This is a genomic window from Pseudomonas sp. NFX15 (assembly GCF_049132105.1).
Lineage (GTDB): Bacteria > Pseudomonadota > Gammaproteobacteria > Pseudomonadales > Pseudomonadaceae > Aquipseudomonas.
This window is the reverse complement of the sequence record NZ_JAFMPV010000008.1, coordinates 15,140-39,832: the sequence shown is the minus strand read 5'-3', so window position 1 is coordinate 39,832 and position 24,693 is coordinate 15,140. Positions and strand designations below refer to the sequence as shown.

The window sequence follows — 24,693 nt, the reverse complement described above, 5'->3', positions numbered from 1 at the left end:
TGTCACCGTTCAATCGCGGATCACCGCCTCAGGGAAGTCCTGCTCCAGCTCACTCTTGAGCCAGTCGATAAACCACACCACGTCCGCCGTCAGCTCGGTTGACGGAGTCAGCACCCGATAACTTTCCAGCTTCACCTGGGCATCCACCACCCGCACCAGTTTGCCGGTGCGCAGTTCTTCACGCACCAGCACTTCATTGGCCAGCGCAATGCCCTGCCCGCTTTCGGCCACCGACAGCGCGTGGTCGTTGTTGACGTAGAGCATGTCCGAGTTGAGATGAGTGTCGAGGTCGTTGGCGGCGAACCACAGGTTCCACCACTCGCCGTCATCGACGTGAATCAGGTTGTATTTGACCAGGTCCGCGGGACGGCTGACGGGTTCGATGCTGGCCAGGTAATCCGGGGTACAGATCGGAAACACCCGTGGGCGAATCAACGCTTCGCGGGAGTGGGCGTACTGGCCATCGACGCCATACACGATGCCCAGGTCGGCACTTTTGCCGTCGACATCATCGAACGTGGAATTGGGCTCGATGGCGAATTTCAGCCCCGGGCGCAGGTGGCGCATGGTTTCGATACGTGGCATCAACCAGCGTTTGGCGAATCCCGGCACCACCATGATCCGCAACCAACGCTCGGCATGTTTGGGCTGCGCTTCTTTTCCGGCCTCGATGATCAACTGCAAGGCCGCGGCGATCTTGCGGTGATACTTCTCCCCCGCCGCCGTCAGGTTGACCCCGCGAGAGGTGCGCTCGAACAACTGGATACCCAGCCAATCCTCCAGCAATTTTACATGGCGACCGATGGCCGGCTGGGTGACATGCAGGGCTTTCGAGGCTTCGACGTAGCTGCCCAACCGGGCGGCGGCATCAAAGGCACGCACCGCGTTAAGCGGTGGCAAACGCTGGTCAGACATGATTTCGGGCGCCTTCTGCTGTTAAATTTTTTAACAACCCCTATGTTAAAATTGAAGTTTCGCCCCCGCAACCCCTCGCTGATAATCGAACCACAGCAGAACAAAAAAACAGCTGGTTACAACACCCGAACGCAATCTCGATCCTGCCCAGAAAAATAATATCCATGGTCCGACTTTCACTGCTTTAACAGCACGCTCGCGGACGATGGGGGAATCGGAGGTAACGCATGAATGCCCTGCATTCGCTGCAAACGCTGGCGGTGTCCATCCGCTCAGTGCGCAAGGTCTACGGTGATCCACAGACGGGTCCGGTGGCGCTCAAAAGCATCGACCTGGACATTCGCGACAACGAATTCTTCACCCTGCTCGGCCCTTCCGGCTGCGGCAAAACCACGCTCTTGCGGATGATCGCCGGGTTCGAATTCCCTACCGAAGGCGAGATTCTGCTCTACGGCGAAAACATCGCCGACCGCCCGCCGTTCCAGCGCCCGGTCAACACGGTGTTCCAGCATTACGCGCTGTTCCCGCACATGACCATTGCCGAGAACCTGGCCTTCGGTCTTGAATCGCACCCGATGGGCAAAGTCCTGAGCAAACCGCAAATGGCCGAACGGGTTCGCGAGATGCTCACCCTGGTGCAGATGGAACGCTTCGCCAACCGCAAGCCGGCGCAGTTGTCCGGCGGCCAGCAACAACGTGTTGCCCTGGCGCGAGCCTTGGCACCGCATCCGAAAGTCTTGCTGCTGGACGAACCGCTCTCGGCGCTGGACCTCAAGCTGCGCCAGGCGATGCGCGAAGAGCTGAAAACCATCCAGGCCCGCACCGGCATCACCTTCATCTTCGTCACCCATGACCAGGAAGAAGCGCTGACCATGTCCGACCGCATCGCCGTGTTGTCCGAAGGCGAAGTGCAGCAGGTCGGTCGCCCGGAAGACATCTACGAACGCCCGCGCAATCGCTTTGTCGCCGACTTCATCGGCGAAACCAATTTCATCGAAGGCACGGTCACCCGCGTCGAAGACGGCATGACCTGGTTCGCCGGCCCCGCCGGGCATCCACTGCCTGCCCAGCCATGCAGCGATGTGCGAGTCGGCGCCAGCGTCGCGTTGTCGGTACGCCCTGAGCGCCTGCATCTGGTGCCAGCCACCACCGGAAACGCTCTGCCGTGCCGGATCGAAGCGCAGATCTACCTTGGCACCGACCTGCAATACCAGGTCAGCCTGAGCGACGGTTCGCGCCTCACCGTGCGCACGCCCAACTGCGTCGACCAGAACAAGCGCTTTGCGGTCGGCAGCCAGGCCGGCCTGTTGTTCGACCAGGGCAGCGCCAGCGTCCTGCACGATTGAGCACGAGGAATTGCCATGCACGCTTTACCGATTGCCAATACGCTGGAACGTCGGCGGGCCTTCCAAAACTTTCTCGGGGTCAGTCCGGCGCTGATTGCCATCAGCCTGTTCCTGATCGTGCCGATCCTGATCGTCATCGGCTACTCGCTGATGGAAGCCAACCCCTACGGCGGGGTGAACAAGGTCTTCAGCACTGACGCCTATACCTCGCTGTTGTTCGAGCGACAACTGGACGACAGCCTGGCGTTCGCCGATTCCTACCTGATCATCGCCCTGCGCTCCATCGGCATTGCCGCCCTGACCACCGTCATCACCTTGCTGATCGGTTTTCCGGTGGCGGTGTGGCTGGCCATGCAACCGGCCCATCGCCGCGGCTTGCTGATCTTCCTGATCACCGTGCCGTTCTGGGCCAACCTGCTGATTCGCACCTACGCATGGATTTTGCTGCTGCGTAATACCGGAGTGATCAACAACAGCCTGATGGGCCTCGGCGTCATCGATCAGCCGCTGCCGCTGTTGTACACCGACGGCGCGGTGCTGCTAGGACTGGTCTACACCTACGCCCCCTTCGTCGTGCTGCCGATCTACGCCACCCTGGAAAAAATGGACATCCGCCTGCTCGAAGCCGCACAGGACCTCTACGCCGGGCGTATTCGCACGTTGCGCAAAGTGATTTTGCCCATCGCCAAACCGGGGATTCTCGCCGGCGGCATTCTCACCTTCGTGCCGTGCCTGGGAGCGATGATTGCGCCAGAGCTGCTGGGTGGTGGCACGAAAATGATGCTTGGCAACCTGATTTTCCGGCAGTTCAGCGATGCGCGTAACTGGCCGTTTGGCGCGGCCTTGTCGCTGGTGTTGATGGCCGCAGTGATGCTGGTACTGACGGTGTATGCCCTGCGCGCCGAGCGCCAGCGCATCGCCAAAGGAGGTGCGTGATGATCAGCCTGTTCAAACGCAACACGCTGGGCGTGCAGGACTTCCCCGGCTTCGGCGGCTTCAGTTTCCTGTTCTACCTGTACCTCTACGCGCCGATCGTGGTGCTGGTGGTGTTCTCGTTCAACGCCAACCAATCGGCCACGGTGTGGACCGGCTTCAGCCTCGACTGGTACCGCGCGGCTTTCGCCAACCAGGCGCTGCGCCAGGCGGCCGGCAACAGCCTGTTGATCGCCGTCTGCGCCAGCATGATCGCCACGGCCATCGCCACGCTCGCGGCACTGGGTACGTCGCGGGGCGCGAAGTTCAAGGGGCTGCAACTGTCCATGGGCGCGATCATGTTGCCCTTGGTGCTGCCGGAAATTGTGATTGGTGTCGCCACCCTGGCCCTGTTCTCCACCATTGGCCTGTCGCTGGGCTACGGCAACCTGATCATCGCCCATACGGTGTTCTGTATTCCGTTTGCCTTCCTGCCGATTCGGGCCCGCCTGAACGACATGGACCTGTCACTGGAACAAGCCTCGGCCGACCTCTACGCCGGCCCGTGGCGGACTTTCCGCAAAGTCACCCTGCCGCTGCTGATGCCGGGGATTTTCTCCGGGCTGATGCTGGCCTTCATCGTCTCGCTGGATAACTTCGTGATCTCGATGATGGTCTCCCAGGCCGGTACCACGACCTTGCCGATCTTCATCTTCGGTCTGTTGCGCATGGGCGTGACACCCGACGTCAACGCCGTCTCGACCCTGATCCTGGGCGTCTCGGTGCTGTTTGTCAGCCTCTCCTACCTGTTGGGCAAAAAGAACGCCTGAACCTTTTACGTACCGTGGGGAAATAGCATGAGCAAGTTGATTAAAAGCATCGGCACTTCGTTGTTCCTGACTTTACCGCTGGCGATGACCGCCAGTGTTCAGGCCGCGGAAAAACTCAATGTGGTGAGCTGGAGCGGGTACTTTTCGCCGGAGATTCTCGCCAAGTTCCAGAAGCAGACCGGCATCGAGGTCACCGTCGACTCCTACGATTCCAACGAAACCCTGCTGGCCAAATTGAAACAGGGCGGCGCCGGTTATGACGTGGCGATTCCGTCGCACCAGTTCGTGCCGATCCTGATCAAGGAAAAACTGCTGGAGCGTTTCGACCCGGTCAACGAGCCCTACTACGCCGGCGTCGTCGACAACCTGAAAAAACCCACCTGGGACCCGGAAGGCGCCTACTCCGTGCCATTCATCTGGGGAACCACCAGCGTGGTACTCGATACCGCGCGCTACAAGGGACCGACCGACAGCCTGAAAGTGCTCTACGAACCGCCGGCCGAGCTGCAAGGGCGGATCAACATGTTCGACTCGGTCAGCGAAGTCATCGACACCGCGAGCCTGTACCTGAACATCCCGCTGTGCACCGAAGACCCCAAGCAGGGGCAGCAGATCCTGACCCTGCTCAAGGCACAAAAACCGTTCGTCAAAACCTACAGTTCCAAGGCCGGTTCGATCCGCGAAAACCTCGCCTCGGGTGAAATCGATATGTCGATGTTCTGGGGTGGCTCGTCGATGCGCGCCCGGGAAATGAAACCGAGCCTGAAATACCTGTACCCGAAAGAAGGCGTCATGGCCTGGGTCGACAACATGGTCATCCCGGCCGGCAGCAAGAACCCGGCGAATGCCAAGGCGTTCATCGCGTTCCTCAGCCAGCCTGAAAACTCGGCGATGACCCAGAACTTCCTCAAGCACCAGAGCCCGATCAAGGGTGTGGAACCGTTCCTCGACGCGAGCCTGAAAGACGCGCCGGAACTGCACATTCCCGAAGGCACCCATGTGGTGTTCAGCAAGACCTGCGGCGAAGGCGCGATCCGCCTGGCCGACCGTCTCTGGACCAACCTGATGCGTTGATCTCTACCGCCCCGGCGCAATGGCGGGGCGTTTTTCCAGCCGTCTGAAAGGCCGCTTGCAATGAACTCTAATAACATCAGCGAACTGGTCCTGTTGCAGGCCCATGAGCTCGCCGAACGCATCCGCCTGCGCCAGGTTTCCTGCCGGGAAGTGATGCAGACTTATCTTGCCCACATCGAACGCTACAACCCGCAGGTCAATGCCCTGGTGAGCCTGCAAGCGCCAGAAGACTTGCTGGCCCAGGCCGACAGCCGCGACGCCGAATTGGCGCGTGGCGAGTACAAGGGCTGGATGCATGGCCTGCCCCACGCCATCAAGGATTTGTCGCTGACCCGTGGCATCCGCACCACCCTCGGTTCGCCGCTGTACAAGGACTTCATCCCCGAGCGCGACGGCATCATGGTCGAGCGCATCAAGGCTGCCGGCGCGATCATCATCGGCAAGAGCAACACGCCGGAGTTCGGCCTCGGTTCACAAAGCTACAACCCGCTGTTCGGCGCCACCGGATGCGCCTACGACCCGAGCAAGACCGCGGGTGGCAGCAGCGGCGGTGCCGCAGCAGCACTGGCCATGCATTTGGTGCCGGTGGCCGACGGCAGCGACATGATGGGCTCGCTGCGCAACCCGGCGGCGTTCAACAACATCTTCGGTTTCCGTCCGTCCCAGGGCCGCGTGCCGTTCGATGACAGCGCCGACCTGTTCATCGACCAGCTCGGCTACGAAGGCCCCATGGCGCGCAGTGTGCGCGATGCCGCGTTGTTGCTGTCGGTGCAAGCCGGGGCCGATGCGCGCGCGCCGTTGTCGATTGCCGAGTCCGGCAGCGCCTTTGCCGCGCCACTGGATCGCGACTTCAAAGGCGCACGCCTGGGCTGGCTTGGCGACTTCAATGGTTACCTGCCGATGGAGCAGGGCATTCTCTCGCTGTGCGAGAAAGCCTTCGCCGACTTCGGAAGCCTGGGCTGCCATGTCGAGCCGGTTAACCCAGGATTCGCGCCAGAGCAGCTGTGGAGCAGTTGGCGGACGTTGCGCCACTGGATGGTCGCCGGTTCGTTGGGCGCGGCCTATGCCGACCCACACAAGCGTGCGCTGCTGAAACCGGAAGCCTGCTGGGAAGTGGAAAACGGCCTGAAGCTTTCGGCCAGCGATGTGTTTGCCGCCTCGGTCACGCGCAGCGACTGGTATCGAGCGATCTCCAGGTTGTTCGAACACTATGACTACCTGTTGTTGCCGAGCGCTCAGGTGTTCCCGTTCGATAAAACCCAAGCGTGGCCGACGTCCATCGAAGGCGTGACCATGGACACCTATCACCGCTGGATGGAAGTGGTGATTCCCGCCACGCTGTCCGGCTGCCCGGTGGCCAACGTGCAGGTGGGCTTCAACCCGAACGGTTTGCCCATGGGCCTGCAAATCATCGGCAAACACCAGGCCGACTTCGCTGTCCTGCAATTGGCCCATGCGTACGAACAGGCCAGCCGTTGGTTCCAACGCTGCCCTTCGCCGCTGCTTGGAAGGTAGATTTTGATAAACGGTTGAAAGCGTAGAGAAATATTTTAGATTTATGCTTGACGCATCCCCGTTACCGGTGAATAATGCGCGCCACTTGGCTACATAGCTCAGTTGGTTAGAGCATAGCATTCATAATGCTGGGGTCCGGGGTTCAAGTCCCTGTGTAGCCACCAAGTACTAAAAACGGCTTACCGCAAGGTAAGCCGTTTTTTTATGCCTCGAGAAAAGTCCGGGGCGGCAACAGGAAATCCTGTGCCGCCCCGTTGACGTTATTGCCCCGGATTGGAATGGCTGCCGACGCCGACAGGGCACTGATGCCCTACCCCCCGTGGCAGCCACAGCATCACTTGGAGCGAAGGCGTTCGATGAAACCGGCAATGCGACCGCAGGCATCACTCAGTGCCGCGTCGGACACCGTGAACGAGATGCGCACGAAGCCCGTGGTGCTGGCGCCAAACGCGCTGGCATCGAGTACCGCCACACCGGTTTCGCGGAACAACTGCCAGGCAAAGTCAGTGCTCGACAAGCCCGTCTCACGCACATCCACCAGCATGAACATACCCGCCTCGGGCACCTTGCACTTGAGCAACGGTACGTGGCGCAAACCTTCGACCACCAGGTCCCGGCGCCGACGATAAAGTACCCGCGCATCCCCGACCACCTGCTCATCCAGTTCCAATGCCTTGAGCGCAGCCGCCTGAATGAACCCGGGCAAGCCGTAGAGCATGCACAGCAACAGGTTATCGAGGTGGCCGATCAGTTCTTGCGGCCCCACCACCCAGCCCACTCGCCAACCGGTCATGGCGTGGGATTTGGACAGGCTGTTCAAAATGACGGTGCGCTCGGCCATGCCCTCAAGGGTGGCCACGCTCTGGTGCGCACGGTCATAGGTCAGCTGTCCATAGACCTCGTCGCTGATGACCCACAGATTATGGCGCTGAGCGATCAGCGCAACCGCCTCCAGTTCCTCGCGGGTGTAGACGTTGCCGGTGGGATTGTTCGGCGTGGCCAGGGCAATGCCACGGGTCTTGTCGGTGACCACCGCTTCGAGCGCCGCCAGGGTCAGGCGGAAGTCTTCTTCGGCCGGTTGGGCAATCGGCACCAGGCGTGCGCCGGAGGCCTGGATGCTCGCCTCGTAGGTCAGGTACATGGGCGCGGGCACCAGCACTTCATCGCCTTGCTCGAACAGGCACATGGCCGTGGCATACAAACCGTTCTGCGCACCAGCGACCAATGCCACGTTGTCGGCAGACACAGGCTGACCGAGCAACGCCGATTGCTTGGCGGCAATCGCCTCGCGCAGGGCCGGGCGACCGATCACGTGGGTGTAGTGGGTGTCGCCCTCATGGATCGCCTGAACCGCTGCCGCGCAGATTTCATCGGCGGTGGCAAAGTCCGGGTCGCCGATACTCAACACAATCGCATCTTCACCGCGCGCCTGTGCATCACAAGCCGCGTAATGAATGTCCCAGGCGGTGACGGTTTCGCCGCTGATGCGTTTGACCATGGACGAATATTTCATCTGAAACTCCTTATTGACCCCGTGGGCCGATGTTTCAATCAACCTCGAAGTCAGGCCTGACGTTGCGGCGTTTTGCCGATCCGGGCAAAACCTTGCTCAATGACAATCGCCAGAATGATGTAGATCACTGCCACCACCAACAGCGGCTCATAGACGCGCAGGGTTTGCGAACGCACAAGGTTAGCCGCGCCCAGCAAGTCGGTAACCGCCACGGTCGAGGCCAGCGCCGTGGCCTTGAGCAGCATCACGCTTTCGCCGGCCAAGGTCGGGCGCAGCATCTGCAAGGCACGCGGCATCCACACTCGGCGTAGTACCAGCCAGGGGCGCATGCCATAGGCCCGCGCAGCTTCCAGTTCGCCGCGTGGTACAGCGCGCAAGCCCCCACGCAACACTTCACCGACGTACGCCGAAACGCTCAAGGTCAGCGCGAAGGCCACGTACCAGAAGCCTTCTCGCAGGTACGGCCAGAACTGGCTGCCGCGAATCAACGGGAATGTCGCAAACACACTGCCTACGCCGTAGTACAACACGTAGATCTGCACCAGCAACGGCGTACCGCGCAGCACGCTGGTGTAAAAGCGCAGGCCGTTGGACAGGAAACGGTTCTTCGACAAGCGCCCCAGCGCCACCAGCATCGCCATGAAAAAGCCGATAACCCCCGAGATCAGCAACAGCTGCAGGGTCAGCCCGGCGCCCCTGACGAGTTCCTGGTAAAAATTGACCAGCCAATGAAAGTCCATGTTCGCCCTCCCCTTATGCGTGCCGTGGCATCCAGCGTTCGAAGCGCACTTCGACCTGCCGGAAGACCGAACTGGACACCAGCGTGATCAGGTAATAGAACGCCGCCACCGCGAGGTAAAACAGCAAGTAATGCTTGGTCGATGCCGCTGCCTGGCGGCCGGCGGTCAGCAATTCGCTGTAACCGACGACGCTGATCAAGGCACTTTCCTTGACCAGCACCAGCCACAGGTTGGATAACCCGGCGATGGCGAAGGGCAGCATGCACGGCAGGATCACCCTTCTCACCAACAAGCTGCGGGAAATGCCGTAGGCCCGCGCCGCTTCAATCTGGCCGTGGGGGATGGACTCGATCGCACCGCGAATGATCTCCCCCGAGTAGGCGCCCTGCACAATGCCCAGCACCACCACGGCCGCCAGGAAGCCATTGATCTCCACGCTGGGCTGGCCGAGTGCGGCCAGCGTCAGGTTGATCAGGTCGGCGCCGGCGTAGTACAGCAACAGGATCAGCAGCAACTCCGGCACCGCGCGGTAAAGGGTGGTGTAGCAATTGGCACAAACGACCATCCAGCGCGGCCCCTTGAGCTTGGCCATGGCCACGACCAGGCCGATGGCCAGCCCGAGGACAAAAGCCCCCAGGGAAATGCCCAGGGTCTTGACCATCCCCTGGGCCAGGGCCTGGAGCCAGCCATCACTGAAGAACAGCCTAGAAATATCAGAAAGTGTCATGCGCACACCTGTGTCGGGTTTGCTTGAAGAAGCTGATTACTCAAGGGCCGAGATATCGGACTTGAAATAGCGCTGACGGATTTTTTCGTAGCTGCCATCGGCCCGCAGCGATTGCAGCGCCACGTTCAAACGCTCACGCAGGGCATCGTTGCCTTTGCGCACACCGGCGCCCACGCCGTCGCCAAACAGCGGGTCAAGCGGCGCCACGCCTTTGCTGGCGAGCATCGAGTTGTCCGGGTTGTCCAGCAGCGGCTCGACCACCAACTGGTCGGCCAGCATGATGTCGACGCGGCCACTGCGCAGGTCCGCCAGGATGTCGTCCTGGTCGTTGTAGTAACGAATGGTGGAGGTTTCGCCGTAGTACTTCTTGACGAACGCGGCGTGAGTGGTCGAACCCTGCACGCCAATGATCTTGCCCTTGAGGCCGGCCGGAGTCGGTTCGAGCTCCAGGCTGCGATCACCGATCCACAGGGCGCGGGTGAAGAAGTATGGCTGGGTGAAATCAATCACTTGCTGACGCTCGGGAGTGATCGACAACGAGTTGAGCACCACATCCACCTGTTGCGACTTCAGGGCTGGAATCAGGCCATCCCAGGACATTTCGTTGAGGCTGCAATCGGCCTTCATGCGCTCGCAGACGGCCGTGATCATCTCCGGCTCAAAGCCACTCCACTCGCCCTTGCCGCTCTTGAACGAGAACGGCGGGTAAGGTTCCAGGGCGATACCGAAGACCAGTTTGTCAGCGGCGAACGAGGTACTGGCGATGCCGGCCAGCAGGCAAGCTTGCAGGGTGATCAACAGGGTTTTCTTCATGTTTTGATGCCTCTATTCAGGTTTTAGTTATCGAGGTGAAAACACTGGTGCGGGTTATCCGCGGTTGTCCTGGGCCATGACGAATTGCCGGCAACGCTCACTGCGTGGATCGAGCAATACCTGCTGCGGTGTGCCCTCTTCTTCGACGCGGCCTTGATGCAGATAGATGACCTTGCTCGATACATCACGGGCAAAGGCCATTTCGTGGGTGACCAGAATCATCGTCCGCCCTTCTTCGGCGATGCCCTGGATCACCCGCAAAACTTCGCCCACCAGCTCCGGGTCCAGGGCCGAGGTCGGTTCGTCGAACAGCATCACCTGCGGGCGCATGGCCAGGGCGCGAGCAATCGCTACGCGCTGTTGCTGGCCACCTGAGAGGAATGAGGGATAGGTGTTGCGCTTGTCGATCAGGCCGACTTTTTCCAGCAAGTGTTCGGCATGCGCCGTGGCCTCCTTGCGGTCCTCGCCAAGGACGTACACCGGCGCTTCGATGACGTTTTCCAGCACGGTGCGATGGGGCCACAGGTTGAAACTCTGGAACACCATGCTCAGGCGCGTGCGCAGGCGCTCGACCTGACGCGGATCGGCGATCTGCGCGAGGCCACCGCGCCCGGCCTTCATGCGCACCTCTTCGCCGTTGATTCTGAGGCTGCCGCTGCAAGGGATTTCCAGCAGGTTGATGCAGCGCAGCAAGGTACTTTTACCCGAACCACTGGAGCCGATCAGCGAGACCACTTCGCCCTCTTTGGCGCGCATCGAAATGCCCTTGAGCACGTGGTGGTCGGCGTAGCTTTTGTGCAGGTCATCGATGGCGACGACCGCGGTGTCGGTGTGTGGCTGGGGGACGTTCACGTGGTTGAGTGCTTGCACGTCTGGATCCTCGAAGGCTGATGGTTCAGGCAGGCCGGGCAACGCCACGACTATTCGTCGTCGCGCGCCGGGATCCACCACTCTTCGCCACGCACGGTGCTGATGTACTCCGGCCAACGAAAGCGATGGGGGGCCTGGAAGTCGGCCGGCAACAGCGGCGCCTGCCAATGCTCACCGCCGATACCGCCACCGGTGCGCTGGTCGAACTCGGCCTTGGCGGCCTTGAGCAAGTCGTCGTTGCAGAACAGGTCGAGCAAGGTGGTGGCAATGGTTTTCGCCGCCACGTCGATCATCGGATCGATGGTTTGCGGGATGCCGCCCAAGGCATTGGACACCCAATCCGGGTACACATGACCGGCGGGCGCACTGAGCATCGGGCGGGCCACCAGCAGGCGCACCGTCGGGCAATGCCAGGTGTATTCGGGGTAGTCGTCGGAGGTCAGGTACTTCTGCCACGCCGGCATTTGCAGGCGCATCTGCCGCTCGCACTCCTGCGGATCGATCAGTTGTTCGGTGGCGGGCAGGAACGGTTCTGCCATCGGTTCCAGGCCAAGATTGCTCTGGATCTCCCGGGCAATTTCACAGGCCTCGGCCCCCCATTGTGGTGCGCCGATGGTCGCCAGGTTGCTGTAGGTCGCCCGCGCCAGCACATGGTTGGGCAGACCGCCACGGGACTTGCAGACCCAGGTCTTTTTCCACTGGCACCCAGTGGCCATCGCTGCCGCTGCGGCGTTGTTATCCATGACCTGGGAAATGGTTTCGGCCTGCTCGATCGAGTCGCAGCGCAGCAGGTACTGGATCTGTGACAGGTGCGGCGGCAGGTTGTCGGCGGTGGCCTGCCCGGCCGTCAGGATGGCCTCGTTGTAACTCCACAAGCCGGTGAACGGCAGGGTCGAACGGCGCAGGCTTTCGTTGAGGTTGTAGAAGTGCATCAACGCATCATTGGCGCCCGGTGCACGTGCGGCCAGATGGTTTTGCGGGATCGGGCTGTAGCGGTCGGCGGCGATCCAGTTTTCCGGGTCTTCGCAGGTGAAGGTGTAGATGTAGGCGTAGGCGATGCCGCAATGCGTGTCCCAAGTGGTGGTGTTGTTCAGCGGCAGCATGTAGGTCGGGTGAAAGCTGATCGCTGCATCCAGGTTGTCGTAGTAACCCTTGGCCGCATGCACAGGCTTGGAGGCGCGGAGTTTTTCCGCCGGTTCACCGAAGAAGCGAATGGTGCCCTCGATGCCGAACTCAAGCATCGCCGCCTTCGCCGCCAGCACCCCACCCAATGCGCTGATACCCAGTGCCGAGTGTGGATCGGTGTGCCCCGGCGCAAAGCGCGACAAGCCATCACGAGGCATCTTGCGGGTGGTGGCAGCCTGGCAGTTACCGGGAACGGCGTCGTATTCGGCGTAGGTCGCCAACACCGGTCCGGTGCCATGGCTGAAGGTTGCGCAAAAGGCAGTGGGCATACCGCCGCTGTTTTCTTCGACGGTGAAACCTTCCTTGCGCAACAGGTCGACGTACCAGGCACAGGACTTGTACTCGCGAAACGCCGGCTCCGCGTAGTGCCAGATGATCTGGTGCCAATCCGATAACTGCTGACGATGCTGGTCGATCCACTTCAGGGCAAATCTCTTTTGCAATTCCATGCGGTGCACTCCTAACGGTTCAGCAATTGGCAGCTCAGGCAGACAGGAAAGCGGCGGCGTCCAGCTCCAACAGAATCGGCTGGCGCGTGTCGACCAGACCGACCAGTACGCTGTGCAACTGCTCACGATTGTTGATGGCGATGTGAGCGACGTGGCAGGACTTGGCCAATGCGGCAAAGTCCGGTGGCAGGATGTCCACGCCCAACGGGGCAATATCGCGATTGGTCATGTAGTCGCGGATTTCGGCGTAGCAGTGGTTGTTCCACAGCACCACGATCACCCCCAACTCGGCTTCGCGGGCAGCGATCAGTTCGGCGCTGGAGAACTGCACGCCACCATCGCCAACCACCGCCACCACCGGGCGCTCAGGCGCGGCGAGCTTGGCACCGATGGCCGCCGGCAAGCCGTAACCCAAGGTGCCAAAACCGGTGCCGGCGTTGAACCAGCTGTTGGCTTGCGGGGCGCGATAACCGAGCGCGCCCTGGTACACCGGCTGGGTCGAATCACCGACCACAATCGGCGCGGGCAGGCTATCGCGCAGGGTGTCGAGCATCTGTTGCATGACGTTCTGCTTGCTGCTCCAGCCGGAGCGTTCGGCTGCATTGACCTGAGCCACACGCTCAAACGCCCAGTTGCTCGCAGGTGCTTCGGGCACTGCCGCCAGAAGTGCTTGCAAGCCTTGTCCGGCATCGCCCAGCAAGCCCACGTCGGCACGCGCCGCCCCTAGAATTTGCAGTGGGTCGATGTCCAGGCGAATCAACGGCGCATTGAGTGACAGCGGGCCGAGGCCAAAGAAGTCGTAATCGGTTTCGCCCAATTCGGTACCGACCGCCAATACCACGTCGGCTTCAGCGAACAGTGCGCGGCCATGCGCCGACGACTGCACCCCGTCGAGCAACAACGGGTGCTCCGGCGCTAACAGGCCACGGGCATTGGTGGTCAGGGCGACCGGGGCCTGCATCCGTTCTGCCAGTGCCTGCATCAGCGCACCAGTGCCGCGGGCGCCACCACCGGCGAGGATCAACGGCTTGCGAGCCGCCGCCAGCAGTTTCACCGCCGCCGCAATATTCGCTGCCGCCGGTGCCGGGGCTTGCGGCAAGGTACGTGGGCGCAGGTCGAGGTTGTCAGCGGGCATTTCCAGCACGTCCAACGGAATTTCAATGTGCACGGGACGCGGGCGGGCGCAGTTGAACAGTGCGAAGGCGCGGGCCAACACTTCCGGCAACTCGTAGGGCCGCTGCAAGGTATGGCTGAAGGCGCAGACCCCGGCCACCACGGCACGCTGATCGGGCATTTCATGCAGGTAGCCGTGGCCCAGGCGTTGATGCTCGCGGCGGCTGGTGGTGGAAATCACCAGCATCGGCACCGAGTCGGCGTAGGCCTGGCCCATGGCGGTGAGGATGTTGGTCATGCCGGGGCCGGTAATGATGAAGCACACGCCAGGCTTGCCGCTGGCACGGGCATAGCCGTCTGCCATGAACCCTGCACCCTGTTCGTGACGCGGGCTGATGTGGCGCAAAGCACTGCCGTGCAGCCCGCGATACAGCTCGACCGTATGCACGCCGGGAATGCCGAACACCGATTCCACGCCGTAGCCTTCAAGTAACCGGACAAGCGCCTGGGCACAACTGGTCATGCGAGCACCTCTTTATTCTTATTGGGAATGCCAGGCTCACAGAGACCTGAACCGAGGGCCCTAGTATTGGTGACGAAACGATTACATCAATCGAAATAAATTTGCGTCACTGTCAAATTTTTTCGAACGTTCTGCGGGGGCATTCGCCCATGCTGCCGCCCGTAAAGGATCATTTTGCTCACCCGTGACAGGCAAATTATTCGATTGTTGGGGCCGCTCATTTGTCATAAATATGGAGGCCTCCGCACTTGCCCCCTCTGTCTCAAGGAGCGCTTCATGCGCGTCGAGCATCACCCCCTGTTGACCCGCAACCCGTGCACCCAGCGCCAGCTGATCAGCTTCCATTACGGCCAGCCCGGACGCGCCGGCAAGGTGTATCTGCAAGCCAGCCTGCACGCCGATGAATTGCCCGGCATGCTGGCGCTGCATCACCTGCGTGAAAGGCTCGACAGTGCCGAAGCCCAGGGGCAGATCCTCGGCGAGATTGTGCTGGTGCCCATCGCCAATCCGATTGGCCTCGAACAGACCTTGATGCACGACGCGATGGGCCGTTTCGATTTCAACAGCGGTGAGAATTTCAATCGCCGCTATCCAGATTTGGCCGAGGCCATCAGAGATCGGCTGGCCCAGGAACTGACCGCGAATGTCGATGAAAACCGGCAGATCATTCGCCGCGCCATGGCCAGTGTCTTGAAACAGCTTCTCCCAACCAGCGAGATCGACTCGATGCGCCAGGCGCAATTGCTGCTGGCCCACGACGCCGACTTCGTCCTCGACCTGCATTGCGATGCCCAGGCCGTGGTTCACCTGTATGCAGAAACACCCAACTGGCCGCAGATCGAACCCTTGGCACGCTACATCGGCGCCCAGGCCAGCCTGCTGGCCAGCGGCACGGACGCCGGCTCGTTTGACGAGGCCTGCGGTCAACCCTGGTGGCGCCTGGCCGAAACGTTTGCCGGACGCTTTCCGATCCCGGCCGGCTGTGTCGCCGCCACGGTCGAGTTACGCGGCGAAGCGGATGTCGATCATGCGTTGGCTCGCATCGACGCCGCCGCGCTCTACGCCTTCCTGCAACACCGGGGCATCCTCGCCGGCACACCGCCGCCGATGCCCGCCCTGCCCCAGCCCGCAACACCGTTCGACGGCTCACTGACCTTGCGTGCGCCCTGCGCCGGGCTCGTGGTGTTCCTGCACAAACCCGGCGCATGGATTGAGCGGGACGAACCGGTGGTGCACGTCATCGACCCGATCAGTGGCGCTTCGCAGGTTGTATGCAGCTCAACCTGCGGCGTGATGTACATGCGCAGCGCGATTCGATTTGCGGCGGCGGGGGTTGAGTTGTGCAAGGTGGCCGGGGCGACGGCACTCGAAGGCGGCGTGACGGTATCCGCGTGATGGCGAGGCAGCGCGCGGGCTGCGGTCACAGGCAAGCCTGAGCCGCAGCCACCGCGTGGTGTCAGTTGCGAAGCGTCGGCAAGACCGACAACGCCCGCTCCCAGATCTGCCAGGTACGCAGCCAGACCATCGCCTGCCAATCGTTGTCGGCGGGATAGAACTGCTCCAGCAGGTTCAGCTTGATCTCGCGCCCGGTTGCGTCATGCGGATTGCCGTGCAGATGCAACCAGTGGTCATCACGCAGATGCCGGTGAACGGCCGGCCCCGGATACGTGCCGCATTCGATGACGAACGGCATCAAATGCACCTGCGGCAGGGCATTGATCAGCGCTTGCGAGGTGTAGCCCGTGGCGGTGGCGGCAATGCCGGTTTCGCTCAGCGTGCCGACGCCGGTTTGCAGGCTGTAGAGCCACGGGCCATAGATCGCCTGCGCATCGGCAAGTGCCGGGTAAGCCGACTCGGTGATGGTCAACAACATCGGATGACCGTACTCGCCAGCGCCCGTGTGCAAGTCGAAACACAGGGCAACCTCGGCGTGGGCCACATGCGTTTGCACGATCTGGTGCAGCGTGCGGTTCGACCAGCTCGGCGCCAGCCCCCCGAAAAACAGGCCGTCGGCATGAGCATGCTGACCACCCTCGACAATCGACATCACCGCCGGCCAGCCGTGCTGGCGAATTTGTTCGTCGAGCAAGGCATCGGCGCGATCACGCTCGGGGCCCTGCAATTGCGAACAGGCGTAGATGTCATGCAGGGCGTTGTAGGCCTGGTTGTCCGGCAGCGGGCGCTGGAAATCCAGGTGATTGCGGTTGAGATCGATGTTGTCTTCGTTGACCCGGCGCAACCATGCCATGCCCCAAGGGTTGATCGCATGGATCATGACCACGGCGACATCGGTTGGCAGGGAGCGCTTGCCCAGCTCTTGCAGCCATTTGATCTGGCAGCCCGAACCGTAGAAGCCTTCAACGCCATGGGTGCCGCTCAAGGCAATCAACAAACGCTTGGCCGCCGGGTCACCCAGCACAGCAACGTCGGTACTCAGCGGCTCGCCGAACGGGCCTTTGAGCGGGTGCGGATACTCGCTCAGCGTTGCGCCTGCCGCGGTCGCGGCGGCCAGGAACTGTTCACGCTGGGTGCGATAGCTGAACGGGGTAGGAAACTCGCTGTGCATGTCTGCCTCTTGTTGATGTTCTGGCCTGCCTGTTGGCATCGACCCTACAGAAAATTCCGCCATTGATGAAGGACAAAAACGTCATGGCCGCAGGACCCGGTTTGCGTCCCTCCCGGTCGGTCGATACAGTCCAGTGACCCTCGATCCAACGGAAGGAGTTCGCCACGTGTTCTCACCCCTCGCTTTGCGCCGCTATCGCCTGCCCGCGCTGGGGCTGATCGCCCTGGCACTCGCCGCATGCAACAACGCCTCGGTGCCGACGCTGCCGCTCGCACCGGAAAGCGCTTCCGGTTTTCGCACCGACCTGCGCACCCAGCACGCCCAGAAATACATGGCGGCGGCAGCCAACCCGCTGGCGGCAGAAGCCGGTCGCGAGATGCTGCGCCGGGGCGGCTCGGCTATCGACGCGGCGATTGCGATGCAAGCGGTGTTGACGCTGGTCGAGCCACAGTCTTCGGGCATCGGTGGTGGCGCCTTGATCGTCCTCTGGGATGGCAAAGCCGTGCGCACTTACGACGGCCGTGAAACCGCGCCAACCGGTGCCACCGAGAAACTTTTCCTGCAAGCCAACGGGCAACCGATGGGCTTCACCCAGGCGCAGATCGGCGGTCGCTCAGTAGGCACACCCGGCGTGTTGCGCGCTCTGGAACTGGCCCATCAAAAACACGGACGCCTGCCCTGGGCGCAGCTGTTTGAACCGGCCATCCGGCTCGCCGAGCAAGGCTTCGCCATTTCGCCACGGTTGCACCAGTTGATCGCCGCCGACTCGTCCATGTCTCGCTCACCGGAGATGATGGCTTACTTTCGCAATGCCGATGGCAGCCCGAAAGCCGTCGGCACTAACCTGAAGAACCCGGCACTGGCCGCCGTGTTCAAGCGCGTCGCTCACGAAGGCCCGGATGCGCTGTACAAAGGCCCGGTCGCCGAGGAAATCGCCGCCAAGGTCCAGGGCCACGCCAATCCCGGCAGCTTGTCCGTGAACGACCTCGCTCACTATCAGGCCAAGGAGCGCGCACCGCTGTGTACCGACTACAAGCGCTGGCAGGTCTGCGGCATGCCGCCGCCGTCGTCGGGCGGGATCGCCGTGGCGCAGATCCTCGGCACGCTGCAAGCCCTGGAGGCCCAAGATAAACGCTTGGCGCTGGCCCCGCTGAAACCGGTCAAGACCACGGCCCCGGCTGGCATCGAGCCCGATCCGCAAGCCGTGCACCTGATCTCTGAAGCCGAACGCCTGGCCTACGCCGACCGCGCTCAATACGTCGCCGATAGCGACTTCGTGCCCGTGCCGGTCAAGGGGCTGGTCGACCCGGCTTACCTCGCCAGCCGCGCCGCCCTGATCGGAGAACGCAGTATGGGCACGGCCAAACCCGGCACCCCGCCAGGCCTCCAGGTGGCGTATGCGCCGGACCGCTCGCCGCTGCGCATTTCCACCTCGCAAGTGGTGGCCGTCGATGACGCCGGCGGTGCCGTGTCGATGACCACCACCATCGAATCGGCGTTCGGCTCGCACATCATGGTTCAGGGCTTCATGCTCAATAACGAAATGACCGACTTCTCGTTCATCCCCGAGGAAAACGGGCAGAAAGTCGCCAACCGCGTCGAACCCGGCAAACGCCCCCGTTCCTCCATGGCCCCGACCCTGATCTTCGACCGCCAGAGTGGCGAATTCCTCGCCAGCGTCGGTTCTCCCGGCGGCTCGCAAATCATCGAATACGTGGCCAAGTCGACCATCGGCCTGCTCGACTGGAACCTCGACGCCCAGGCCGCCATCAACCTGCCCAACTTCGGCAGCCGCAACGGCCCGACCGAACTGGAACAGGGCCAGTTCAGCCCGGCGCTGATTCAGGCACTGAAAGACAAAGGGCACAGCGTGAGCGAGATCGACATGACCAGCGGCACCCAGGCAATTGTCCGGGTCAAGGACGCCCAAGGAAAAGCCTCGCTGACCGGTGGGGCCGATCCACGGCGTGAGGGGCAAGCGTTGGGGGATTGAGTCCTACACAGGAATGAGAAAGGGCTTACCGGTGGGTAGGCCCTTCGTTTATGAGCAAGTCACTCAACGACTGATTTTCAACCCCTGCCGAACCTGATGCTTTTGCAGCGCCAATTCAATCAACCGCGTCACCAGTTCGCTGTAGGTCATGCCGGTGGCCTGCCACAGTTTCGGGTACATGCTGATGCGGGTGAAACCGGGCAGCGAGTTGATTTCGTTGATCAGCACTTCGCCGCTGTCGGTCAGGAACACATCGACGCGGGCCAGGCCGGAGCAGCCCAGCACCTGGAAGGCTTCGACGGCCAAGACGCGAATGCGCTCGCTGGCCTCGGCGCTGATGTTGGCCGGCACGACTACTTGCGCCGCCGTGTCGTCGATGTATTTGCTGTCGTAGGAATAGAACCCGCTGCGCACCACGATCTCGCCGCAACCACTGGCAATGGCGTCTTCGTTGCCGAGCACGGCGCATTCAATCTCGCGGCCAATGACGGCGGATTCGATCAGCACCTTGGTATCGAAACTCAAGGCCAGTTCCACGGCCGCGGTGTACTCAGCCTCGTCAGAGACCTTGCTCACCCCCACCGAAGAGCCCTGGTTCGCCGGCTTGACGAACAGCGGCAACCCCAGCTTGCCCTGCACTTCGGCAAACCCGGTGCGCGCCACCGTGGCGCGGGTCAATGTGACGAACGGCGTCACGGCCAGGCCGGCATCGCGCAGAAATGCGCCCCACAGTGCAATATTTGCCCAAGGTTTTCTAGCGGACAAGGCGCCATCCGATCAGAAGACAGGGAACCGGCAGGTGGGGTACCGTATTGCGCATCAAGCTCAAGACGACAATCACCATGGCCAAGTGTCCACCTCGCAACGACTGGTTCCAGCGTGCCCCGGATGTCGGCGGGGTCCAGCGGTTCGAAGCGTTTTTTGCCGGTCATGGCTACAACCTGCACCGCCACGACACCTATGCCATCGGCCAGACCCTGGCGGGTGTGCAGAGTTTTCAGTATCGCGGAGGCTGGCGTCATAGCCTGCCTGGCGGCACGCTGGTGCTGCATCCGGACGAAATTCACGACGGTGAGGCGGGTACCGAGAGCGGGTTTCATTATCGGATGATGTACATCGAACCGGCGTTGATCCAGCAGATGCTCGGCGGCCAGCCACTGCCGTTCATCCAGACCGGGTTGTCCAGCGACCCACGCCTGTTTGCCGCCACGGGCGTGTTGTTGCGCAGCCTGGATGCCGCGCTTGATCCGCTGGAAGAACAGGATGCCTTGTTCGACCTGGCACAGGCTCTGAACACAGTCTCCGGCGTGACACGGGCACGCCAGAGCTTCGACTACGTGGCAGCGCAACGCGCCCGCGAGTACATTCACAGCGCCCTTGAACGCAACGTGACACTGGAAGAACTGGCGCAACACAGCGGCCGGGATCGCTGGAGCCTGTCGCGGGACTTTCGCCTGTTGTTCGGCACCAGTCCCTACCGCTACCTGACCATGCGTCGACTGGACAGGGTCCGGGCGCTGTTGATTCAGGGCCAGCCCCTGGTCAATGCCGCGCTGATCGCAGGCTTCACCGACCAGAGCCACATGACCCGCCAATTCAGCAAAACCTACGGCCTGTCGCCCGCCCGCTGGCTGAAATTGCAAGGGCGCTGAGCCACGCACAATCGTTCAAGAAGCACCCGCAGGGGTTGGCTATCGTGACGGCACGATCATCAACGGGAACCGCATCATGACCGCTTACCAAAGCCTGAACTTCGCCGAAAAAATCAGCCGGATCGACGCGCACTGGTCGCCTCGGGTCATCGCCGAAATGAACGACTACCAGTTCAAGGTGGTGAAGCTGCTGGGGGACTTTATCTGGCACGACCACGTTGATACCGACGAAACTTTCATCGTGCTGGAAGGCCGGTTGCGCATCGACTTTCGCGATGGCCACGTGCTGGTGAACGCCGGGGAAATGTACGTAGTGCCCAAGGGGGTCGAGCACAAACCCTGTGCCGAACAGGAGGTGAAACTCCTGCTGATCGAACCCAAGGGTGTGCTCAATACCGGCAGTGAAGGTGGCGAACGCACCGCCGAGAATGACCTGTGGCTATGAGCGCGGACCGGCTCAAGCCTGCAGGGTCTTGCCATCCACCGGATCGCCGATTTTCAGGAAATGCCCGCCCGCCACATGGTGCAAGGTACGCAGTGCATCCTGCCCTTCGAAGTGCCAGCGGCCTTCGCTGAACACGCGTTCGTCGGCGTGGGCGGCAATCACTTCGGCCAGGAACAGGTCGTATTGCTGATGGTTGTTCGGCTCCGGCAACAGGCGGCATTCGAGCCAGGCCACGCAGCCTTCGAGCATCGGCGCGTCGACCGACTCACCGCTGAACGTCTGCAAGCCGTAGGCTTCAAACTTGTCGCGTCCCTGGCCCTGGGTCAATTCCAGGCCGGAGGTCGAACCGACGGTTTGCACGATGTCGGCCTGGGCGGCGCACGGCACGTTCAGCACAAACGTGCCCGAGGCTTCGAGCAACTGGCGCGTCCAAGTGGACTTGTCCAGCACCACGGCGATTTTCGGTGGTTCAAAATCCAGCGGCATGGCCCAGGCGGCGGCCATGATGTTGCGCTGGCCGTCGTGGGCGGCGCTGACCAATACGGTCGGGCCGTGATTGAGCAGACGATAAGCCTTGGACAAGGGAACCGGGCGACGGTGGGAAGCGCTCATGAATGTCTGCTCCTGGGAGAAAAGAGCCGATTGTAGCGCCCACGCCACCCTGTAGGAGCAATGGATGTGACAAGGCTAAGACCGTTGCTCCCACCCAGCGCTGATCGCAGGTCAGTTGCTGAGTTGATTGGCGAACTGCCCCACCGCATTGACCACTTTCTGCGCGCCGTCCTGGATCTCGACAATCACCGTCCCCGCTTCCGCCGCCAGTGCCAGGCCCTGCTCGGCCTGAAGCTTGCCGTCAGTCATCAGGGCCACGGCGTTGCGCGCCATGTCCTGGTTCTGCCGCACCACCAGGACGATTTCGTCGGTGGCCTGGCTGGTGCGCGACGCCAGTTGCCGCACTTCATCCGCCACCACCGCAAACCCGCGGCCCTGCTCGCCCGCACGCGCCGCTTCGATGGCCGCGTTGAGCGCCAGCAGGTTGGTCTGCTCGGCGATGCCGCTGATGGTCTTGACGATGGTGCCGATCACCAGCGACTGCTCGTTCAGCGCTTCGATGCCGTCGCCAGCGGTTTGCATGTGCTTGGCCAGGTCGCGCATCACGTCCACCGCTTGAGTCACCACGGCGTTACCGCGCTGGGCGCTTTGGTCGGTTAGCTGCGAGGTGCTGTAGGCAATATTGGCGGCTTCGGCGACGGCTTGTTCCTGATTGACCTGGTCGGTGATCACCGTGGCGAACTTCACCACTTTGTAGAGTTTGTTGTTGGCATCGACCACCGGGTTGTAGGACGCCTCCAGCCACACGGTGCGGCCATGACTGTCGACGCGTTTGAAACGGCCGGCCACGTACTCGCCCGCGTTCAGAAGGCGCCAGAAATGCTGGTACTCGGCACTGCTGGCATCCTCCGCCAGGCAGAAGGTGCGGTGATGTTTGCCCTTGATCTGCGCCAGGCTGTAACCCATGCCGCTGAGGAAGCGGTCATTGGCGGTCAGCACGATGCCGTTGAGGTCGAACTCGATCACCGCAGTCGAGCGCACTAAGGCGCCGATCAGGTTCTCGTGCTCGCGAGAGGCCTCGATGGTGCGGGTCAGGTCGCTGGAGAAAATCGAAAAATGCTTGATCCGCCCATCCGCCGAACGCACCGGTTGCACGATCGAACGCAGCCACGCTTCCTGGCCCGTGCCACGCAACAGGCGTACCGCGCCGGCGAAGTGCTCGCCACGGGTCAGCGCATTCTTGAAGCGCTGCTGGAATTCATCGAACTTGAGGTGATCCGGCACCAGGTCGTCGATGTGCCGACCCATCAGGTCGCCGCTCTTGTAACGCATTTCGCCAAGGAAGTTCTGATTGACCGACTGCACCCGGGCATCGCTGTCGAGGGTCAGCACCAGCATCTCGCTTTCCAGGCTTTCCTTCACTTGCTGGAGGCTGGAGAGTTCTTCACGAAGAGCCGACAGCTCCTGCTTCAAGCGTTTATTGAACATGGGAAAGCACCGATGGACAGGGGTATAAAGCGATATGCAGCCTAACCATCGGCCTTGGAAACATTTTCTGAAGCGTGCTTCGGGCTTGTCCTACAAAAATAATTACGACTCGCCCAATCAGTGCGCACCCGCGGCACAGCAGCCGGCGGTTCTGGGCATCCGTGCACCGAAATACGCCGCACTGCCCACGCCCACGGCGCCCATCACCGCGCTGAACATCACGCAGATCCACGGACTCCATGGCATCAGACCGATCAACAACAGCGGTGTGACACTCGCCCACGCGGCGTAGGCAATGTTGTAGGTGAACGAGATGCCCGACACACGAATCCGCGCCGGGAACAGGCTGACCATCACCGACGGCACCGCGCCGACCACTCCGCACGCCAGCCCGGCGACGGCGTAAGCCAGGCCGGCCCAATCGCCGCCCATGATCAGGCAGCCATAGAGCACGCCGATGCCCAGCGGCAGCAGCAGGCTATAGAGCATTACTGTGCGCCAGGCACCGATACGGTCGACCAGCAGCCCGGCGAGCACGCAGCCGATGTTCAAGAACACGATGCCCAAGGCACTGAGGGCGAAGGTATGGCTGGCGGTCATGCCAAAGGTTTTCTGCATCATGGTCGGGGTGATGACGACAAACACCACCACGGCCGAGGTCAGCACACAGGTGAGCATCATCGCCGGCAAAATCGCCAGACGATGTTCGCGCAAGACCGTGCGCAGCGGCAGTTCGCCGGCCGCCTCACGCTGCGCCTGCATGGCCATGAACACCGGGGTTTCGTTTAGCCAGCGACGCAGCCACACGCCAATCACCCCAAACACACCGCCCAACAGGAACGGGTAGCGCCAGGCGTAATCGAGAATTTCCGCCGGGGTGAACGCTTGTGCGAGGAAAGTCGCGGTCAATGCACCGATCAGGTAGCCAAAAGTCAATCCTGCCTGCAAGAAGCCCAAGGCATAACCGCGATGCCCGACCGGCGCGTGCTCGGCGACGAACACCCAGGCACTCGGCACTTCACCGCCCACCGCCGCGCCCTGGAGTACGCGCAGGAGCAACAGTAGCAACGGCGCGAAATAACCGATTTGCGCGTAGGTCGGCATGATGCCGATCAGCAGGCACGGCAGCGCCATCATCAGGATGCTCAGGCTGAAAACCTTCTTGCGCCCCAGGCGATCGGCGAAGTGCGCCATCAGGATGCCGCCCAACGGCCGCGCCAGGTAACCGGTGACGAAGATCCCGAAGCTTTGCAGCAGGCGCAGCCACTCGGGCATTTGCGGCGGAAAGAACAACTGGCTGAGGGTCAGGGCGAAAAACACGAAGATGATGAAATCGTAGATTTCCAGCGCCCCGCCGAGGGCGGCAAGCCCCAGGGTCTTGTAGTCCGAGCGGCTGAACGGCGCCGGGCGCGAATCGGTGTTGGCAGTCATGTAAAGAACTCTGGCACAGGCAAAAACCAAGGCGCTCATGG

20 protein-coding genes, 1 tRNA gene and 3 pseudogenes are annotated in these 24,693 nt (G+C 61.9%); 10 read left to right on the top strand and 14 right to left on the bottom strand.

Going from position 1 to position 24,693, the window contains the following annotated elements:
• Positions 1-9 precede the first annotated feature (9 nt).
• Positions 10-915 carry a LysR substrate-binding domain-containing protein gene (locus J1D76_RS11095; RefSeq protein WP_421138368.1) on the bottom strand — a complete coding sequence of 302 codons (906 nt, stop codon included), beginning with the start codon at positions 913-915 and terminating at the stop codon, positions 10-12.
• 227 nt (positions 916-1,142) lie between these two features.
• Between J1D76_RS11095 and J1D76_RS11090 the strand changes: the two genes are divergently transcribed.
• From J1D76_RS11090 to J1D76_RS11065, 6 genes are all read left to right on the top strand, one after another.
• The gene (locus tag J1D76_RS11090; RefSeq protein ID WP_421138367.1) at positions 1,143-2,261 is read left to right on the top strand and encodes an ABC transporter ATP-binding protein; all 1,119 of its coding nucleotides are present in this window, start codon (positions 1,143-1,145) and stop codon (positions 2,259-2,261) included.
• 15 nt (positions 2,262-2,276) lie between these two features.
• Positions 2,277-3,197: an ABC transporter permease gene (locus J1D76_RS11085; protein WP_421138366.1), complete on the top strand. Its 921-nt coding sequence runs from the start codon at positions 2,277-2,279 to the stop codon at positions 3,195-3,197.
• A complete protein-coding gene (locus J1D76_RS11080; RefSeq protein ID WP_421138365.1) occupies positions 3,197-4,003 on the top strand; it encodes an ABC transporter permease in 807 nt (268 codons plus the stop codon). The genes J1D76_RS11085 and J1D76_RS11080 overlap by 1 nt, the downstream gene beginning before the upstream one ends.
• A gap of 27 nt (positions 4,004-4,030) precedes the next feature.
• Positions 4,031-5,077, top strand: coding sequence for an extracellular solute-binding protein (locus tag J1D76_RS11075; protein ID WP_421138364.1), 1,047 nt, complete (start codon positions 4,031-4,033; stop codon positions 5,075-5,077).
• 60 nt (positions 5,078-5,137) lie between these two features.
• Positions 5,138-6,592, top strand: a complete 1,455-nt coding sequence (locus tag J1D76_RS11070) for an amidase (RefSeq protein WP_421138363.1) — start codon at positions 5,138-5,140, stop codon at positions 6,590-6,592.
• 87 nt (positions 6,593-6,679) lie between these two features.
• Positions 6,680-6,756 (top strand) — tRNA-Met (locus tag J1D76_RS11065).
• 170 nt (positions 6,757-6,926) lie between these two features.
• Here J1D76_RS11065 and J1D76_RS11060 read toward each other — a convergent pair.
• From J1D76_RS11060 to J1D76_RS11030, 7 genes are read right to left on the bottom strand one after another with little or no spacing between them, the layout of a single operon-like run.
• On the bottom strand, positions 6,927-8,105 hold the full coding sequence (locus J1D76_RS11060; RefSeq protein ID WP_421138362.1) for a pyridoxal phosphate-dependent aminotransferase: 1,179 nt from the start codon (positions 8,103-8,105) through the stop codon (positions 6,927-6,929).
• Positions 8,106-8,155: 50 nt separating this feature from the next.
• Positions 8,156-8,845, bottom strand: a complete 690-nt coding sequence (locus J1D76_RS11055; RefSeq protein WP_421138361.1) for an ABC transporter permease — start codon at positions 8,843-8,845, stop codon at positions 8,156-8,158.
• A gap of 13 nt (positions 8,846-8,858) precedes the next feature.
• A complete protein-coding gene (locus J1D76_RS11050) occupies positions 8,859-9,572 on the bottom strand; it encodes an ABC transporter permease (RefSeq protein ID WP_421138360.1) in 714 nt (237 codons plus the stop codon).
• A 36-nt stretch (positions 9,573-9,608) separates the two neighbouring features.
• Entirely contained in the window at positions 9,609-10,385 is a 777-nt protein-coding gene (locus J1D76_RS11045; RefSeq protein ID WP_421138359.1) for a transporter substrate-binding domain-containing protein, read from the bottom strand.
• Positions 10,386-10,439: 54 nt separating this feature from the next.
• Positions 10,440-11,255, bottom strand: a complete 816-nt coding sequence (locus J1D76_RS11040) for an ABC transporter ATP-binding protein (RefSeq protein WP_421138358.1) — start codon at positions 11,253-11,255, stop codon at positions 10,440-10,442.
• Between the two features lie 50 nt (positions 11,256-11,305).
• Positions 11,306-12,889 (bottom strand): amidohydrolase, encoded by a 1,584-nt coding sequence (locus tag J1D76_RS11035; RefSeq protein WP_421138357.1) that lies wholly within the window; start codon positions 12,887-12,889, stop codon positions 11,306-11,308.
• 34 nt (positions 12,890-12,923) lie between these two features.
• On the bottom strand, positions 12,924-14,525 hold the full coding sequence (locus J1D76_RS11030; protein WP_421138356.1) for a 5-guanidino-2-oxopentanoate decarboxylase: 1,602 nt from the start codon (positions 14,523-14,525) through the stop codon (positions 12,924-12,926).
• A gap of 276 nt (positions 14,526-14,801) precedes the next feature.
• On the opposite strand from J1D76_RS11030, the gene J1D76_RS11025 reads away from it, so the two are divergent.
• Entirely contained in the window at positions 14,802-15,920 is a 1,119-nt protein-coding gene (locus J1D76_RS11025) for a succinylglutamate desuccinylase/aspartoacylase family protein (protein ID WP_421138355.1), read from the top strand.
• Positions 15,921-15,981: 61 nt separating this feature from the next.
• Here J1D76_RS11025 and J1D76_RS11020 read toward each other — a convergent pair whose 3' ends face one another.
• Positions 15,982-17,091 carry a DUF2817 domain-containing protein gene (locus J1D76_RS11020; RefSeq protein ID WP_421138354.1) on the bottom strand — a complete coding sequence of 370 codons (1,110 nt, stop codon included), beginning with the start codon at positions 17,089-17,091 and terminating at the stop codon, positions 15,982-15,984.
• A gap of 166 nt (positions 17,092-17,257) precedes the next feature.
• Between J1D76_RS11020 and ggt the strand changes: the two genes are divergently transcribed.
• The gene (gene ggt, locus J1D76_RS11015; RefSeq protein WP_421138353.1) at positions 17,258-19,084 is read left to right on the top strand and encodes a gamma-glutamyltransferase; all 1,827 of its coding nucleotides are present in this window, start codon (positions 17,258-17,260) and stop codon (positions 19,082-19,084) included.
• 63 nt (positions 19,085-19,147) lie between these two features.
• Here ggt and J1D76_RS11010 read toward each other — a convergent pair.
• A pseudogene (locus tag J1D76_RS11010) lies at positions 19,148-19,801 on the bottom strand (D-alanine--D-alanine ligase family protein); the annotation flags it as partial.
• Positions 19,802-19,926: 125 nt separating this feature from the next.
• On the opposite strand from J1D76_RS11010, the gene J1D76_RS11005 reads away from it, so the two are divergent.
• On the top strand, positions 19,927-20,736 hold the full coding sequence (locus tag J1D76_RS11005) for an AraC family transcriptional regulator (protein ID WP_421138352.1): 810 nt from the start codon (positions 19,927-19,929) through the stop codon (positions 20,734-20,736).
• A gap of 76 nt (positions 20,737-20,812) precedes the next feature.
• Entirely contained in the window at positions 20,813-21,181 is a 369-nt protein-coding gene (locus tag J1D76_RS11000; protein WP_421138351.1) for a cupin domain-containing protein, read from the top strand.
• A gap of 12 nt (positions 21,182-21,193) precedes the next feature.
• Here the strand turns inward: J1D76_RS11000 and J1D76_RS10995 are convergent, their stop codons facing one another.
• The 4 genes and pseudogenes from J1D76_RS10995 to J1D76_RS10980 all read right to left on the bottom strand — a co-directional run bounded on the left by J1D76_RS10995 (position 21,194) and on the right by J1D76_RS10980 (position 24,652).
• Positions 21,194-21,793, bottom strand: a complete 600-nt coding sequence (locus J1D76_RS10995; RefSeq protein WP_421138350.1) for a flavin reductase family protein — start codon at positions 21,791-21,793, stop codon at positions 21,194-21,196.
• 111 nt (positions 21,794-21,904) lie between these two features.
• A pseudogene (locus J1D76_RS10990) lies at positions 21,905-22,339 on the bottom strand (methyl-accepting chemotaxis protein); the annotation flags it as partial.
• A gap of 153 nt (positions 22,340-22,492) precedes the next feature.
• Positions 22,493-23,131: pseudogene (locus tag J1D76_RS10985) on the bottom strand (PAS domain-containing protein); the annotation flags it as partial.
• Between the two features lie 207 nt (positions 23,132-23,338).
• Positions 23,339-24,652 carry an MFS transporter gene (locus tag J1D76_RS10980; RefSeq protein ID WP_421138349.1) on the bottom strand — a complete coding sequence of 438 codons (1,314 nt, stop codon included), beginning with the start codon at positions 24,650-24,652 and terminating at the stop codon, positions 23,339-23,341.
• Between the last annotated feature and the right edge of the window lie 41 nt (positions 24,653-24,693).